Annotated in this window: 13 protein-coding genes and 1 riboswitch; of the genes, 6 read left to right on the top strand and 7 right to left on the bottom strand. The window is 62.8% G+C overall.

Going from position 1 to position 15,899, the window contains the following annotated elements; genetic code table 11:
* Both AC4P1R_RS10595 and AC4P1R_RS10590 read right to left on the bottom strand, forming a co-directional pair.
* Positions 1-2,460: a PAS-domain containing protein gene (locus AC4P1R_RS10595; protein ID WP_492176895.1), complete on the bottom strand. Its 2,460-nt coding sequence runs from the start codon at positions 2,458-2,460 to the stop codon at positions 1-3.
* Between the two features lie 85 nt (positions 2,461-2,545).
* Positions 2,546-3,634, bottom strand: a complete 1,089-nt coding sequence (locus AC4P1R_RS10590; protein WP_492176894.1) for a branched-chain amino acid ABC transporter substrate-binding protein — start codon at positions 3,632-3,634, stop codon at positions 2,546-2,548.
* A 272-nt stretch (positions 3,635-3,906) separates the two neighbouring features.
* Here AC4P1R_RS10590 and AC4P1R_RS10585 point away from each other — a divergent pair, with 272 nt between their 5' ends.
* Positions 3,907-4,137: a hypothetical protein gene (locus AC4P1R_RS10585; RefSeq protein ID WP_069461442.1), complete on the top strand. Its 231-nt coding sequence runs from the start codon at positions 3,907-3,909 to the stop codon at positions 4,135-4,137.
* 273 nt (positions 4,138-4,410) lie between these two features.
* Here AC4P1R_RS10585 and AC4P1R_RS10580 read toward each other — a convergent pair whose 3' ends face one another.
* A complete protein-coding gene (locus tag AC4P1R_RS10580) occupies positions 4,411-5,205 on the bottom strand; it encodes a DUF1194 domain-containing protein (protein ID WP_492176893.1) in 795 nt (264 codons plus the stop codon).
* A gap of 168 nt (positions 5,206-5,373) precedes the next feature.
* Here AC4P1R_RS10580 and AC4P1R_RS10575 point away from each other — a divergent pair, with 168 nt between their 5' ends.
* Positions 5,374-6,732: a glucoamylase family protein gene (locus AC4P1R_RS10575; RefSeq protein ID WP_492176892.1), complete on the top strand. Its 1,359-nt coding sequence runs from the start codon at positions 5,374-5,376 to the stop codon at positions 6,730-6,732.
* Between the two features lie 23 nt (positions 6,733-6,755).
* Positions 6,756-7,598: a (2Fe-2S)-binding protein gene (locus AC4P1R_RS10570; RefSeq protein ID WP_492176891.1), complete on the top strand. Its 843-nt coding sequence runs from the start codon at positions 6,756-6,758 to the stop codon at positions 7,596-7,598.
* Positions 7,599-7,887: 289 nt separating this feature from the next.
* Here the strand turns inward: AC4P1R_RS10570 and AC4P1R_RS10565 are convergent, their stop codons facing one another.
* Together AC4P1R_RS10565 and AC4P1R_RS10560 are read right to left on the bottom strand one after the other, a co-directional pair.
* A complete protein-coding gene (locus AC4P1R_RS10565) occupies positions 7,888-8,643 on the bottom strand; it encodes a CbtA family protein (RefSeq protein ID WP_492176890.1) in 756 nt (251 codons plus the stop codon).
* A 314-nt stretch (positions 8,644-8,957) separates the two neighbouring features.
* Positions 8,958-9,134: a CbtB domain-containing protein gene (locus AC4P1R_RS10560; RefSeq protein ID WP_034851357.1), complete on the bottom strand. Its 177-nt coding sequence runs from the start codon at positions 9,132-9,134 to the stop codon at positions 8,958-8,960.
* 40 nt (positions 9,135-9,174) lie between these two features.
* Positions 9,175-9,437, bottom strand: a riboswitch (cobalamin riboswitch).
* A 207-nt stretch (positions 9,438-9,644) separates the two neighbouring features.
* On the opposite strand from AC4P1R_RS10560, the gene AC4P1R_RS10555 reads away from it, so the two are divergent.
* A complete protein-coding gene (locus tag AC4P1R_RS10555) occupies positions 9,645-10,121 on the top strand; it encodes an anthrone oxygenase family protein (protein WP_151611510.1) in 477 nt (158 codons plus the stop codon).
* 1 nt (position 10,122) lies between these two features.
* On the opposite strand, the gene AC4P1R_RS10550 is transcribed toward AC4P1R_RS10555, so the two are convergent.
* The gene (locus AC4P1R_RS10550; RefSeq protein WP_492176889.1) at positions 10,123-11,406 is read right to left on the bottom strand and encodes a cystathionine gamma-synthase family protein; all 1,284 of its coding nucleotides are present in this window, start codon (positions 11,404-11,406) and stop codon (positions 10,123-10,125) included.
* A 346-nt stretch (positions 11,407-11,752) separates the two neighbouring features.
* Here AC4P1R_RS10550 and AC4P1R_RS10545 point away from each other — a divergent pair, with 346 nt between their 5' ends.
* Positions 11,753-13,075: a mechanosensitive ion channel family protein gene (locus AC4P1R_RS10545; RefSeq protein ID WP_069461449.1), complete on the top strand. Its 1,323-nt coding sequence runs from the start codon at positions 11,753-11,755 to the stop codon at positions 13,073-13,075.
* Positions 13,076-13,261: 186 nt separating this feature from the next.
* Positions 13,262-14,950, top strand: coding sequence for an alpha/beta hydrolase (locus tag AC4P1R_RS10540; RefSeq protein WP_492176888.1), 1,689 nt, complete (start codon positions 13,262-13,264; stop codon positions 14,948-14,950).
* A 34-nt stretch (positions 14,951-14,984) separates the two neighbouring features.
* Here AC4P1R_RS10540 and AC4P1R_RS10535 read toward each other — a convergent pair whose 3' ends face one another.
* Positions 14,985-15,836 carry a LysR family transcriptional regulator gene (locus AC4P1R_RS10535; protein WP_492176887.1) on the bottom strand — a complete coding sequence of 284 codons (852 nt, stop codon included), beginning with the start codon at positions 15,834-15,836 and terminating at the stop codon, positions 14,985-14,987.
* Positions 15,837-15,899: the final 63 nt, after the last annotated feature.

The raw sequence follows: 15,899 nt of genomic DNA, 5'->3' as shown, positions 1-15,899 counted from the left end.
CTAGCGACAAAGCCGGTCGAGGGTCCGTCGAAGGGCGGCAACCGCCTCTTTGCGCTCGCCGGTCGACATGAGGTCAGGCTCCGCCTCAAGTATCAGATGAGGCAGTTCCGTCCGAATGGACTGAGAACCTCCGGTCAGGTTGGTCCGGAAGTCGATGACGCGATAAGTGGCGACGGGATAGGCTATTCCCCGGATGCGGATGTGACCCATTTCCTCGCAGTGGATCAGCTCCCGTACCTGCGCGAAAGTTTCGTAGGAGATCAGCACGGTTCCGGGTGCTGCCTCGTGCTCGAGGCGCGCGGCGAGATTTACGGCGCCGCCGATGATCGTGTAATCCATCCGGTCTTCGCTGCCGAAATTGCCGACCGTGCAATAGTCGGTATGAATACCGATCCGGCAACGCAGCGGCGACTCGATGCCGATGCCGCGCCAGGCCTCGCCGAGTTCGCCCATTCTCCGCTGCATGGCGAGAGCCATTGAAACACAGGCGATCGCGTCTTCCCTCACTCCGCGGGTTTCGGGGTCGCCGAAGAACATCAATATGGCGTCGCCGACATATTTATCGACGGTTGCACCGAAGGCGAGCGCGATCTTCGACATTTCGGTGAGGTACTGGTTGAGGAGTTGGGTCAATTCCTCCGATTCCATCTTGTCTGTCGTCTCGGTAAATGCAGCGATGTCGGAGAAGCAGATCGTCAGCTTCTTTCGCTGACTCTCGATCCTGACGTCCTGGCGGCCGCTGAAGATCGAGCTGTAAACCTGCGGCGCGAGATATTTGGCAAGCTTGGCGGAGAGTGCCTCGAGCGCTGTCGTTTTCTCGGAAAGATCCTGCTCCCGGCGCTTCAGCTCGGTGATGTCCGAATAGACCGCGACAGTGCCGCCACCTGAAATCCGGCGTTCACTGATCTGGATCCATCGATCCGGGTCACGCTGCTGCAAGAGCGTTCCGGAGGGATTGCGATGCGCTGCCAGACGCTCGGCGACCCATTCTTCCTCCCGGCCGATCGCGTCCTCTATCAGGCCGCGTTCCGCCGCCGCGCGGATGATGTTCTCGAACCGGGTTCCGGAAACGACGGTTTCGTCCATTCCCGGATATAGAATCTCACGATATCTGCTATTGCAGAGGAGAAGCCGGTCCTCTCCGTCATAAAAGGCGAAGCCCTCCGAAATGCTTTCAATTGCATCGACCAGGCGCTGGCGAGCTTCGGCGACATCGCGCAGGTTCTTTTCCTCGATCTCGACCGCCGTGTCGCGGAACACGCGAAGGGCCTTGGCCATGCGGCCGATCTCGTCGCCGCCGGTTTCCGGTAGCGGCACCCGAAGATTGCCCGCCGCTATCGCGAGCATGCTGCGGCTCAAACCCGCGAGACGGGCCAGGAGGTTGCGGTCGACATAGAGCCACACGATCAGGATTGAACTCAGCAGGCTGAGAAGTGCGGAGCCAAGGACGATTCCGGTACCGAAGCTCCGAACCATGACGGCTTCACGGCCCGCCTCGGCGATATCGCCCTTGGCGGCCGCCACCAGGCGGTCCACGGCAAACGTTAGATTGCGCGACAATCGCTTGTTCTCCGCCACCAGTCTTTCGCCCTCTGCCAGCACCGCGAGCTCTTCATCGCGGGCGCTTGGAATGCTCCCTGGTCCGTCGATCAGCGCCTTGAATTCGCCGACGAGTTGCTGAAACCGCGTGCGCAGTTGCTCATCGAATTCGGGTGTCACCGCCTCGAGGGCATCGACCGAGCGGTGCAAGGGAAACGAAAGAAGCGACAAGTCGCCGCGGGTCGGTGCGGCTGCCGCCTGCAAGAGCGTGCCGTTTATAGCCGAGATCTCCCGTTGAGCGGCCTGCTGAGGAAAGTAGGCGGCGATTGCCCGCGCAAGATCCATGGTCGCGGCGGCGCGTGCCTCTGGTGTCGCTTTCTCATCCTCCGTGGCCGCGCGCCAGCGGGGTACCTTGGAGCTCATCACGAGTATACCGGGTGCGACAAGCCGCTGGCTGGCACTGGTTGTGGTCGACAGGCGTCGTATGAGTTCGTCCTTGCGTGCAACAGCGGCAAGCCGGACAGAGACCAGATTATCGAGAGCGTTCAGGTTACGTCGCAGACCAATCGCCGCGTCTTCGATCTCACCGACGACGGCTGTGCTCAACGTCGCACCTGTAAGGTCGGCAAGCAGCTCTTCGAGGCGCGCCATCTCGCTCCTGATCGCGGCCGACATCTCGCTGTGTTGCGCCTTGCTGTTCGAAGCAAGGACGGCGGGTGCCGTGGCCGCAACCCTCTCGGCGTGGCGGGAGAGTTCAAGTGATGCAGTTGCAGATGGGACCCGGTGCTCAGTCACCCGTTCGAGCATCCGACTCAACTGCAGGAATGCGTACAGGGCGCCCGCGGATGCAAGCACCGCGAAGGCGCTGATACCGAAGAAGGCGAACAGCAGACGACCGCGAATGCCAAGACGCTCAAACATCGCGGCGACCCCTCGCTCCGGCCAATGCGGTCAACATGGTCCGCACAGTCTGCCTCACGGGCGAGCCGCATCAGTGAGCGCGAAATTACTGCATCGGCACGTACTCGCCATTTCTCCAAACATACCACACCCAGGACTGAACGGTGAGATCGCCCTTCTCATTGAAATCGATCCGGCCCAACACCGTGTCAAAATGATTTTGGCGCAGCGCCGCGATGACGCGCTTCAGCTCCAGCGATCCCGCCTTCGTCACCGCTTGTGCCCAGACCTGTGCGGCGCCGTAGCTGTGCAGAGTCCAGGAGTCGGGCTCGAAATTCTCGGCCCGAAAGCGCTCGACGACTTCCGCTGCCTCGGCATTTTGGCGCGGGTCGGCGACAAAGGTAAAGAGCGTGCCCTCGGCGGCAGGACCGGCAATAAGGCCGAATGCCTCGGTTGCCGTATCATCGCCGGAGATCACCTGAAGCGAATAGGCTCGGTCGCGCGCGGCGCGAACCATGAGCGCGGTCTCCGTATGGTAGCCGCCCAGATAGAGCACCGCGATTTCCGCTGCCTGCAAAGCAGCAATCTCGGCCGAATAGTCGTCCTTCCCGGGGGCGTAGCTCTGGTAGATCGTTTCGGTCACTCCGCGTTTGTTCAACTGTTTTTTAGTCTCGTCGGCGAGACCCTTGCCGTAGGTCGTGTTGTCGTGAAGAACGGCGATCCTCTTCTCGCCCCAATGGTCGGCCAGATAATTGCCGGCCACGAAGCCCTGGGCATCGTCGCGACTGCAGACGCGGAAGACGTTGGCGCGTCCCTGATCGGTCAATGACGGGTTGGTCGATGACGGCGAAATCTGCAGAACGCCCGCCTCCTCATAAATCTCGGAAGCGGGTATCGAGGCTCCGGAGCAATAATGCCCGATGACGAAGCCCGCACCGTCGGCGACAAGCTTCTTGGCCGCGGCAACCGCCTGCTGAGGATCGCAGTAGTCGTCGGCCACTATAAGCCGGACCTGCTGGCCGAGTACGCCGCCGGCACTATTAATCTGGGCCACGGCCATCTCCGCGCCGCGCTTCAGCTGGGTACCAGTCCAGGCAAGTTTTCCGCTCATTGGGCCCGCGACCCCGATCAGAACTTCCGCTCGGGCTTGGCATGCAAGAGCGAACACAAAGGCGGCGGCGAGCAGACGGCGCATGGAAACACCTCCAACTTCAGTTTACTCTCAAGCAATGGCCATCGCCACTCCAGGCGAGGGCATAGAGTATCCTCGCGCGAGTTCTCGACTGGCGATCGAGTAAGGACGGGTGGCGTGATCCGCGACCGCGGCGAAAGCGCGGTTGCGGTTGCATTGTTTCTACACGACGTCTACTTGTAAGTCCTTTACGGTACACAACCATATAGCGTGCAACGCTTGTGCAACGCGCAATAACACGGAATTCGGCTATAGTCGGCCAAGGGAAAGCTGGAATGGGGGTTCAGATGACTTACTCTGTCTCGTCTACGGCCGATCATGAATCGGAACTCGCGAGCATTGCGAGAATGCTGACGCATATCCGCGACAGCGCTCGCGCCATGGATGCGCAGGCCCTGGAATACTGCGTCGATCTGGCGCTGCAGGCGGTGTCCAGTGAAATACGGAACCGACGCGACACCGTCACCGGAGTGGACCTGGACTTCAGCCCGCGGGTGCTGCAGTAGGGGGTCTAGCCCGCATTTCTCACACTCGCTGTGCCCTGCGTCACGTTTTGGCGAGACGAATGCAGGCGAAAGGCGCGCAAAGCATAGCCGAAGCTATGGTCAAGCGGCTTTCGCCTGAAGACGTCCGCCAAAACGCGACCCTTCGGGCCGGTTGAAGCAGGCGACAGTGTGCGTCAAATGGCTTGCCCGATGGCCCACACCGCTCTGTACCATTCTCCTACCCTGTCGCTTGTTTCAACCGGCGCAGGGCATAGCGAGTGTGAGAAATGCGGGCTAGCGGTCCAGTTCCGGGTAGATCCTGTCGAGGAAGCCCGGTCGCAGCCTTTCGCCGATCATGCAGTCTGCCGCGGATTCCGCGGCAGCGGGGGTGAGCGTCGCCGCGGGCGGCAGCCCGCTCACTTCGAGAACGAGCTTCTGGCGGATCGCGATCGCGAAATCCTCGGGCTCGTGTACCGGCAGTACGAAGGCGCCCGGACCGCCGATGACGCAGGCCGTGTAATATTCGTCCAGCGGCCCGGTCGAAAAGGACGGGCGGATCATGATTGCCAGGCCGTTGATGACGATGCCGCGGGAGACGGCCTCGTCGCGCGCAGGAGGTACGGGCGGCCCGGTATTGTTTGGCCCATCGCCGGAAATGTCGAGAACGCGCCGGGTGCCTGAAAAATCGTTCGACTCGATCTGGTTCGTGCCAAAGAGGATCGCATTGGAGAGCGACGTGCCGCGCCTGGGGCCGATCGGCCGGGCCTCGATCTGCGAGGCGAAGGCATCGGCGTCTTCCGCGCTTTCGATGACCTGCCAGCCGACGACCGAGGCCTCGTTGACCATCCCGGCCCATTCGAAATAGCCGATGGCGATGCGACCGAGATAGCCGCCCTCAATCGCATTGATGAAATCCGGATGCCGCAGCGCCTGGACATAGCCGGAGCGTTGCACCCGCGCCTCCTCCATGTCCATCGAGCCGGAGACATCGACGGCCAGCAGCAGTTCCACGTCGACATCGGGGGGAGCGGCCGCCGTTTGCACGGGGCTGCCGCTAAGAGACAGGATCAATGCCAGAGTGCTCAACATCGCATCTGCCGATCATCAGCTCTGCCGTCGGAAGCTTCGGTTTCCGACCGGCTCCATCACGGGACTTTATCACAGGATCGCAAATCGGCGACTGTTGCGGTAAGCCGCGGCTACAATAATAGTTGATCGCCGCGTCAAAGGGCGCGGATATTGAACGAGGCCGCCCCGATGCTCCATGCCGCGCCCTTCAGCGATCTTGCCCGGATCGACCGCCTGCAGCGCGCCGCCTTCGATTATTTTCTATTGCATTCGGGTGCGCGGACTGGCCTCGTCGCCGATACGGCGCGGCCCGGTTCGCCGGCGAGCATCGCGGCAACCGGCTTCGGGCTCAGTTGCTATCCGGTCGCGGTGGAGCGCGGCTGGATCGGCCGGGGGGATGCGGCCCAACGCGTACTCACCGCTTTGCGCTTCCTCGAGGGCAGCAGGCAGGCGAGCGATTCCCGGGCGAGCGGCTATCGCGGCTTCTATTACCATTTCCTCGACATGCGGACGGGCGAGCGCGCCTGGAATAGCGAGCTTTCGACGATCGACAGTGCGCTGCTCCTTGCCGGTGTGCTGACGGCTGCCGCCTATTTCACCCGGCAGGACGCGGCCGAGGCGCGCATTCGCGATCTTGCCGAGCGGCTATACGCGCGGGCAGACTGGGCTTGGGCGCTCAATCGCGGCGAGACGATCACCATGGGATGGAGGCCGCCCGGGCGCTTCCTGAAGCACCGCTGGCGCGGCTATAGCGAGGCGCTGCTGATCTATGTGCTGGCGCTCGGCGCTCCCGACCATCCGATCGCGCCGGAAAGCTACGGCGCCTATGCCGCGGCACACGAATGGCTGACGATCGACGGAACGCGGCATCTTCACCAGGGCGCGCTCTTCATCCATCTCTTTCCGCATGCCTGGATCGACTTCCGCGCCATTCGCGACGGGGGCATGCAGGAGGCGTCAAGCGACTATTTCGAGAACACGCGCCGGGCGATCAGGCTCCAGCGCGCCCATGCGGAGGCGAATCCGCACGGCTTTGCAGGCTATTGCCGCGACCTCTGGGGGTTCAGCGCCTGCCATGCGCCACGGGGAAGGGCGAAGCTCCGCAATGGCCGTTGGCAGAGACTGCTCGGCTATGCGGCGCGCGGCGCCCCCTTCGGCGCCGATGACGGTACGCTGGTTCCCTGGGCGCCGCTTGCTGGCCTGCCATTCGAGCCGGACGCCTGCCTGAGCGGCCTTTCCCACCTGCTCGCCCGCTATCCGGCGCTGCTTCGCGAGGGGCGCCTTCCCGGCGGCTTCAATCCGAGCCTGCCGGGTGAGGGGCCCGAAGGCTGGGTGGACGATCGCGTCGTCGGGCTTGACCAGGGACTCACGGTCATGATGATCGAGAACTGGCGAAGCGGCTTGCTTTGGGAGCTGACGCGCGGCATTCCGGCGTTCACGCGGGGGCTGGAAAGGGCGGGCTTTACGGGCGGATGGCTTTCACCGCGTGTGCTGAGTAAGAGAGGCGGCCTTTGCGCCTCGCATGAGACGGGCGGCGCTGGAGTGTGAATGGTGAGGAGGGTGCAGGGCCGATGCGGGAGAGCGGGGGATTTGCGGCGTCGATCGATTGGCTCACGGCTGCCTTTCCGGAAGTTGGCTGCTCGCTCGAGGGGCCGATGGGCTTCGCGGTCACGGCCGCCTTCTGGGCGGAGGGCTCGACCGGAATGGAGGCCTGCCTTGCCTATCAGGACCGCTTCGCCTCCGGGATGGACGACAAGATCCGGGCGGCGCATCTGATCGCCTTCTACTGTCACCCACTCGGCCTCGCGATGGGCGCTGTCTATCTCGCCACCGGCCTTGTGCCCCGGATCGCGGGGCTCCGCTTCGAGACCTATCCGCGGATCGATGGCGGGCGAAGCTTCGAGGCTGGCCGCTTTCATTTCCTCCTCGATGCGCCGTCTGCGGCCGCCGGGAAAGGTGAGGAGGGGGAGCAACAGTTCCACGATGGCTTCGTCCTGCATATGAAATCGATCATAGCGCTCATCAAGCGCCGCTGCGGTCTTTCCGCACGGGCGCAATGGCGGCTTGCGACCGACGGCCTGGCGGGCGCTTTCCTGGAAATCGGGCGTCTGCGGGGGGAGCAGGCGGTCGCGATCGAGCGGGCTCTCGCCATCGTCAAACGCGCGGGCTCACCGCTCGCGTCGCGCGACCTGCGATATGAAGAGATAAGCGTCGAAACCCCGGGCGGTGCGCTTTGTCGAACCTATCGGATGCGCAGCGGCTGCTGTCTCTACTATCGGACGGAAGGCGGCGATTTCTGCGACACCTGCGTGCTGCTGAGGGCCGAGACACGGCGCGAGAGATTAAAGGCGCATTTGCTTGAGCCGGAGGGGAAGTCGGTTGGATGTGAAGTGGTGGATTGTCACCCACGATAGAATGGACGCACTCACCAAACTGACTGAGAATGCCCTTAGCCGAACCAAGCCCCTCCCCACAGGTGGGAGGGGCTTGGAGCCCGCGGCGATCGCCTGCGCTCCCAATACCCTTAGAGCATGATCCGACCGGAGTGAAACGAGGATCGATAAGATCATGCCTCAGAACGAAAGCGTTAGAGCGCCGATCTGATCCAGTCAGATCGAAACGCGCTCTAGCGTCTGCTCCAACTGGCGAGATTTGGGTGGAAACGGTGCGGCCGAGAAAGGGGTTGGGGAGGGGTGAGCCTGCTTAGCCGGCCTTCACGACCCGGTCGTTGATGAAGCCCGAAACGATGCCGAGGACGATCCAGAAGGCGAGTGTCGTGGCTAGTGCCGCAACCGCGAATTCCGCGCCAAGGACGGCCGGAACGTTGCTCGACATATCGAGCGGCTGCGGCGCGCCATAGGCGTGAGGTGCGGCGATCAGCACGAGGCCCGCGACCTTCGAGCCCAGTTCTCCGCGCAAGGCCAGCAGGTAGAGACCCGCGGCAGAGAGCAGCACGGTCAAGGCCCACCAGACCTGGCGCTCGCCAAGGTCGGCAGCCGGGAAGCCGGGCAGCTCCGGCGGCAAACCGAGCGCCGGCAGCATGTGCACGGCTAGCCAGCCGCAGGCGCCCCAGAGCGCCCCGTTTGCAAGCGTGATCCGATGGCCTGTCATGATGCTGATGCCGGCAAGCAGCAGCGAGAAGCCGGCGCCCGTGACCAGGTTGGCGAGCAGCGTTCCTGAAAAGCGGCTCATGCCGAACAGGATTCCGCTCTCCTCCTCGTGTCCGCCCTCATGGGCATAGGCGGGCGTTATCGGCGAAACGAAGGCGAGAAGTTTTTCGAGCGGCGAAACACCGTTCAGAGACGAATGCTCCTCGTGACCCGCAGCAGGCTGCTCTCCGCCCTCGAATTCCTCGGCATGCAGGATCAGCGGCGTGACGCGCAGTTCCTGGGCGGCGGTCATGAAGACGCCGGCGATCAGCCCGGCCACGATTGCGGCCAGAAGTGTCTTGACGATCATGTGTCGATTTTCCTCAATGCAGCGCTTCCCCTACTGCATGTCTCCTTTAATCGTCCTCGATTTAACGACAAAGACATGCAGCAATATAAGGTGCTACAGCGACCTTTGCGCGTCTGATAACGCGCGCGGCGCTGTAGGGAGCACGGTCCAGCCAACGCAGTCGGGCACCCCTACAGCGCCCTGCGCCTTTCAGAGCGCACAAAGGACGCCGATGCGCGAGCCGCGACATCATGCCGGATGGCATGCGCACATGCTCGGAGCGCCTGACGGCTCTGTTCAGCTTCGATCCGGAACGCGCAAGGCGTTCCATTGGCTTAGTGGCAGGGGAAGCCGTAGGAATGGCGGGTGTCGTGCGCCGTGTCGTGGAGCACGGCCGAATTTGCAAGGCCTGCACCGAAGACGAGGAAACCGCCGATCATAAGGGCAAGAATGCCCGCAACCAGACGATCGCTGAGGGAGAGCGAGACGCTCGAAACGTTAGACGTAGCCATGACAACCTCCGTGATGGCAAGGGATGTTCCCGATTGGGCGTTGCGCCCGCATCGATTGGCAGGTTTCCTGGCTCGCGGCGTCAGGTTTACACCAGGGATTTGCCTCGCCTTCCCAGATCGAACCGCCCTCTCGCGGTCCTTCCCAGTGGCTTTTTCCGGATCGCTCCGGAACGGCAAATTCACACCGCACTACAGTCGCGGGGTCGGCCGTGATTAAGATGCCCAGCTTGGGTCCACCCGTCACGTTCCCGTTTACTCCCGAAGCGCGTTCGCTTTCCGGGAACCAATCGATCCCCGATGATTAGGTGCGGCCGCGCCTGATGTCAATCGAGCCGGACCCGTAAAATGAACGGGATTGATGCCAGGCGCGGGCTTGCGAAATGGCGGGCGGCCGATCTTTCCAAAATGGTGCTGCGCCTCGTGACTGTATCGCGCCTCTCGTCTATCTCTGCAGTTGCGTTCCCGTTCCGAGCGCTTGCAGTTCCCGCTTGCTCGATCTGGAGATAAGTCATGGCAGCTTTCGTTCCCGGCCTTGCTTTTGCAGCCGCCATCGGTTCCGGCCTGATGGCGGGGCTCTTCTTCGTCTTCTCGGTCTGCGTCATGCGGGCCCTGTCGCGGCTTCCGGCGGAACAGGGAATCGCCGCCATGAACGCCATAAACGTGGCGATCCAGAACCCGTTGTTCCTGGTTGCCTTCATGGGCACCGCGATTCTCGGCCTGGCGCTGATTGTTGCTGCTTTCATAATGGGCGAGAGGGGGAGCTACCTGCTTGCCGCCGGTGGGCTCGCCTATCTCGTCGGCACATTCCTGGTGACTGTCATTTTCAACGTTCCTTTGAACGATGCGCTCGCAGCGGCGCGCGGCGAGGCTGCCGCAGCGCTCTGGCAGCAGCGCTACCTGACCGACTGGGTTCGCTGGAATCATGTCCGCACTATCGCCTCGATCGGGGCGCTGGCGCTTTTCGTGCTCGGCCTCGCCCGCAGTTGAATCAGGCCGTCGTCAAGGCATTGGCGAGGTCGGCGACGAGGTCGTCCGGATGCTCGATGCCGATCGACAGGCGGATGGTCGATTCGAGCACGCCGATCCGGCGCCTGACCTCGATCGGCACGCCCGAATGGGTCATGGCGGCCGGGTGGCTTGCGAGCGATTCGGTGCCGCCGAGGCTGACTGCGAGCTTGAAGATCTGCAGCGCATTCAAGAAGCGGAAGGCCGCCTCCTGGCCGCCGGCGATGTCGAAGGAGAATGTCGAGCCGGCGCCGGTGCACTGGGCGGCGAAGACACGGCCGGCATTCGATTCCCCGTCGTCGAAGGGCAGGTAGTGAATGCGCTCGACCTTCGGATGGTCGCGCAGGAATTCGGCGACGATACGGGCGTTGTCGTTCGCCTTCTCCATCCTGACCGACAGGGTTTCGAGCGATCGGCCGATCATCCAGCAGGAATGCGGGTCGAGCTGAGTGCCGATCGCCCCGCGCAGCGCCTTCACCTGTTTGACGAGGGCCTTGGAACCGAGGACCGCGCCGGCGATCAGGTCGGAGTGACCGCCGACATATTTGGTCAGGGAATAGAGCGAGAGGTCCGCGCCATAATCGATCGGGTGCTGGAACACCGGGCCGAGCAGGGTGTTGTCGCAGGCGAAAATCGGCCGGTGCCCCATTTTTTCGCCGATCCCGTCGGCGATGCGGCGGATCAGGGAGATGTCGACGAGGCTGTTGGTCGGATTGGCCGGCGTCTCGATCAGAATGAAGGCGACGCGGCCTTTCTTCATCGCCTCCTCCGCCGCGCCGTTGACCGCCTGCTCGTCTATGCCGTCGGCAAATCCAACGGCGGAGACGCCGAGATTCGGAAGGGTTTTCGCCAGCAGCGTTTCGGTGCCGCCGTACAGCGGCTGCGAATGCAGGATGACATCGCCCGGGCGAACGAAGGCGAGCAGCGTGGTCGCGATCGCCGACATTCCGGAGGAAAAGAGTGCGCCCGCTTCCGCCCGCTCATAGACGGCGAGCCGGTCCTCGACGATCTCGCTGTTCGGATGGTTGAAGCGGGAATAGACGAGCCCGGCGCCGACGCCCGCCGGCGGTTCGCGCCGGCCCGAGACGAAGTCGAAGAAGTCGCGGCCCTCTTCCGCCGAGTGGAAGACGAAGGTGGAGGTGAGAAAGATGGGCGGCTTGACCGCGCCTTCGGAGAGCTCGGGGTCGTAGCCATAATTGAGCATCAGCGTTTCGGGATGCAGTTTATGATTGCCGATATGGGTCTTTGATGGGTGCGGCGCGGTCATTGCTTTCTCCTCCGGGTGAACGGGCCTGGCTCTTTCAAATTATATCAAATGCTTGGACCGGTCCTGGCGATTTGCAGCAGCTTGATCATGGCCGGCGCAGATTTCCGCCGGTATCGAGGAGATAAGGCGCAGAATATCGCCGGCGAGTTCGATCGGCGGATTCCTGGGAGTGAACTCGAGCTGGATTGCCACGGCGGTCTGCGGGGGCGGGTCTGTCTATGGCCTTCAAAGGCTCTCTGCCGCCACGAGCATTGAAAATGGGAAAATTGGCCTAGATTCAAAGAACTAGGGTGGGTCCGTGGCGCATTCACCGTCACCGGGCGCCCGGCGCTCTGGGAGGACGGCAATGGATTTCCTGCAAGCGATCGAGGCCACGGAGTCCTGGCTGCGGACGATGGTCTTGAATGAGTGGACTCTCTACCAGCTGGCGTTGATCGCGGTCGGCTACCTGGTTTCCCGCATCCTGGCGAAACACATAGAGCCGGCGGTGGAAGCACGCGCGCGCACGATCAAGGGAAATCCGGACCTGCTTCGCGTGATCATCGCCTTCATGCGGCGGCTCAAATGGGTCTTCCTGATCATCTGGTTGTGGATCGCGGATGTGCTGCTGTTGCGGTATGGCTGGCCGTCCTATCGTTGGCTGGTCTCCACCGCGCTCACGCTCGCCGCCGCGTGGTTCGTCATTTCGGTGCTGACGCGGATCATCCGGAACCTGGTGCTGGCGCGTGTGGTCGCCGTCGCCGGCTGGTCTTACTTTGCGCTTTATGCACTCGGGCTGGACGAGGTCGTGCTGGCGGCTCTCGATGGCGTGGCGATCAATCTCGGCGCTGTTCGCCTTTCGATGTTGATCGTGTTGAAGGCGATCGTCCTTTCCGCCGCGCTGATCTGGGCGGCCGTCCTGATCGGCAATGTGACGGCGCACTGGATCGACCGCTCCGGGGATCTCACGCCCTCCTTCAAGGTGCTTATCAGCAAATTGATCAAGATCGGGCTGATCATGTTCGCCGGCGCGGTCGCGCTGTCGGCAACGGGGGTAGACCTGACGGCACTCACCATCTTTTCCGGCGCGGTCGGCGTCGGTATCGGCTTCGGCCTGCAGAAGGTCGTTTCCAACTTCATCTCCGGCATCATCATCCTGCTCGATAAGTCCATCAAGCCGGGCGATACCATCACGCTTGGCGATACGTTCGGCTCGATCCGCGACCTCAGATCCCGCTTCGTTTCCGTCATCACCAGGGACGGCAAGGAATATCTCATTCCCAATGAGGACTTCATATCGCAGCAGGTGGTGAACTGGTCCTTTTCCAGCGAATATGTCCGCATCGAAGTGGACTTCGGGACCTCCTTTGACAGCGACCCGCACGAGGTCGTGCGCATTGCGATCGAGACGGCAAAGGCCACACCCCGGGTCGCCAGCACCTACGCCCAGCCGGTCTGCTGGATGACCGGCTTCGGGGCATCGTCGCTCGATTTCAAGCTGCGGTTCTGGATTTCCGACCCCAGCAACGGACTGACGAATATCCGCGGCCAAGTGTTGCTTGCCTTGTGGGACGCTTTCAAGGCGGCCGGCATTTCGATCCCGTTCCCGCATCGCGAGATCATCATGAAGACGCCGGTCGAGGTGACTCGCGGCCCGAACTATGCCGACAAGGCCGGCGCTGCGGAGTAGGGGCCGGATTGCGGCAATTGACTGTGCCGGCTCATGGGGCGACATTGCCGCCGAGACTGCGCGCCTGCATGTTTCCCCGATCGGAATCGGCTTCTGGGCGTCAGCAGGGCGGACAGAGGTTTGCATTCCCCGGACGACAAACGGAAGTGACGATTGCGGCGGCGACGTATGGAGTGGAGGTCCGCGATGGAACGGTTTCGGCAGACGGAACTATCGGGTAGGACGCGGCCGCTGCCGCATCCGGTGGGCGGCTTCCTGCGTTCGTTCTCCGCGTCCGGCATGCTCGTCGGCGTCCTGTTCTTTGCGGTTTCGCTGACGCCGAGCCTCATTCCGCGGCCCTATGCGATCCAGGGAGTGATCTCCGGCGCTTCGCTTGCGGCCGGCTACGCGATCGGCGTGTTTCTGCGCTGGCTTTGGTCCTTCTTCGAGTTGCGCGAGCCTTCGCCGCGGCGTCAGCGCACGCTGAAGATTGCAGCAGCGATCGTCTGCATCGCCGCGGCGGCCGTGTTCCTGTGGCAGACGACAGCATGGCAGAATACGGTGCGCAGCATAATGGGGCTCGCGCCCATCGAGAGTGTTGAACCCGTCAAGCTCGGCCTCGTTGCAGGTCTCGTCTTCCTGCTGCTCGTCCTCACCGCGCGCTTGTTCCGGCTCATCTTCCGCGTCATTTCGCGCTGGTTGGAACGGTTCCTCACACGTCCCGTCGCCAGGGCGATCGGCGGCCTCATGGCGATCATGCTCTTCTGGTCGCTCGCCAACGGCGTCATTTTCAACCTCGCGCTGCATGCCGCCGACAGTTCCTTCCAGACGCTCGACGCGCTCATCGATCCCGACGTGGCGGCGCCGATGGATCCGGTGAAGACCGGAAGCGATGCCTCTCTTTTGAACTGGGACGAACTCGGTCGGCAGGGGCGCGAGTTCGTGGCTTCCGGGCCGTCGGGTAGGGCGATCGGCGCCTTCTTCGGCCGGAGTGCGCCCGATCCCGTGCGGGTCTATGTCGGGCTGAACTCCGCCGAGACGCCGCGCGAAAGGGCGCGGCTGGCGCTCGAAGAGCTCAAGCGCGCCGGCGGGTTCGAGCGTGGATCGCTGGTGATCGTCGTGCCGACGGGAACCGGCTGGATCGATCCCGCCGCGCTCGATACGCTCGAATATCTGCTGAAAGGCGATGTCGCGAGTGTGGCGGTGCAATATTCCTACCTCACAAGTTGGCTTTCGCTGTTGGTCGAGCCGGGATATGGAGCCGAGACCTCCGATGCGCTGTTCGAGGAGGTCTATCGCTACTGGACGACCTTGCCGCACGACCGGCGGCCAAAGCTCTATCTGCACGGCCTGAGCCTCGGCGCCATGAATTCGCAGGGCTCGCTCGATCTCTTCGACATCATCAGCGATCCCTTCCAGGGGGCGCTTTGGAGCGGTCCGCCCTTCCAAAGCGACCTCTGGCGCTCGGTTACGGCGGACCGTGTCCCGGATTCGCCCGCCTGGCTGCCGCGCTATCGCGACAGTTCGATAATCCGCTTCACAAATCAGGAGAACGACCTCGATATCCCAGGGGTGAATTGGGGCGCGATGCGGATCGTCTACCTGCAATATGCGAGCGATCCGGTGACCTTCTTCGATCCGCATGCATTTTACCGCGAGCCCGACTGGATGAAGGTGCCGCGCGGCCCCGACGTCTCGCCGGCGCTGAGCTGGTTTCCCATGGTGACCGGGCTGCAGCTTCTCGCCGACATGGCGCTCGCGACGACTTCACCGATCGGCTTCGGCCATGTCTATGCGCCGGAACATTATATCGACGCATGGGTCGCGGTCGTCGATCCGCAAGGGGTGAGTGCGGCCGATGTGTTGCGGCTGAAGGCGCAATTCCGCGCGCATTGAGCACCGGCTTTGCGATCCGCGTCGCGGCGAACGTTTACGGACCCGATAAAAGCTCCATCATCAAACCAATGATCTTGCGGTGCTGGTGCGCGTGCCGGCTGCGCAGGCTGGTTGCGGCATAGATGGTCTGCGGTATCACCGGCGCCTCCGAGACGATATATGCGAGGCCGTCGCTCGCGAGGCGTGCGGCCGTGTCGCCGGTGACATAGGCGGCACCGCCGAGCGTCTGCAGGAGCGCAGTGATTGCCATGTTCTGCCCGGCCGCAACCGGCGCGACGGAGAGATGCGGCAGCGCCAGGCGATGAACCCGCTCGAAGGCGGGGGAATAGTTCGCCCGGATATAGGTTTCCGCCCGGATCCCGGCGAGGTCGCGGGGCTCGGCGCTGACCATTTTGTAATGCAGTTCTCCGATCCGTTCGTAGTGCAGGTCGGGCAGGTAATGCGGCGTATAGAGGATCGCGAGATCGAGATCGCCGGCGGCGAGATCGCGGTTCATCTGGTTCGAATAGTCCGCCTCCATGTAGATCTCGGTCTCCGGGAACTCGCGGCGGATTGCCGCCAGCCAAGGGCCGACAAAGCTCTCGGCGAGATCATGCTGGATGGCGAGCCGCATCGAACGTTCCAGCGCGCCGGCACCCGCCACTGCCCGCGTTGCCTCGTGCCATTGATTTTGCAAGGCTTTTGCATAATCGAGAAAGCGCAGGCCGGCGGCTGTCGGAACGGTGCCGCCCTTGTTGCGGCTGAAGAGCTTGCGGCTGAACTGGGCCTCGAGCGCCTTCATCCGATGGGAAATGGTGGACTGGGTGACGTTCAGCCGTTCGGCCGTGCGGTTGAAGCTGCGCGTCTCCATCAGGTCCAGAAATGTCTCAATCAGATCAACTTGCATTTTTGCGTCGCTCTCCCGACCGTCATCATGCAATCTAATCGAAATTGTCGATCAATAAAGCCT

The organism is Sinorhizobium sp. Y406, assembly GCF_058732025.1.
Note: the sequence above shows the minus strand (reverse complement) of the source record. Positions and strands in the feature narration are given on the sequence as shown.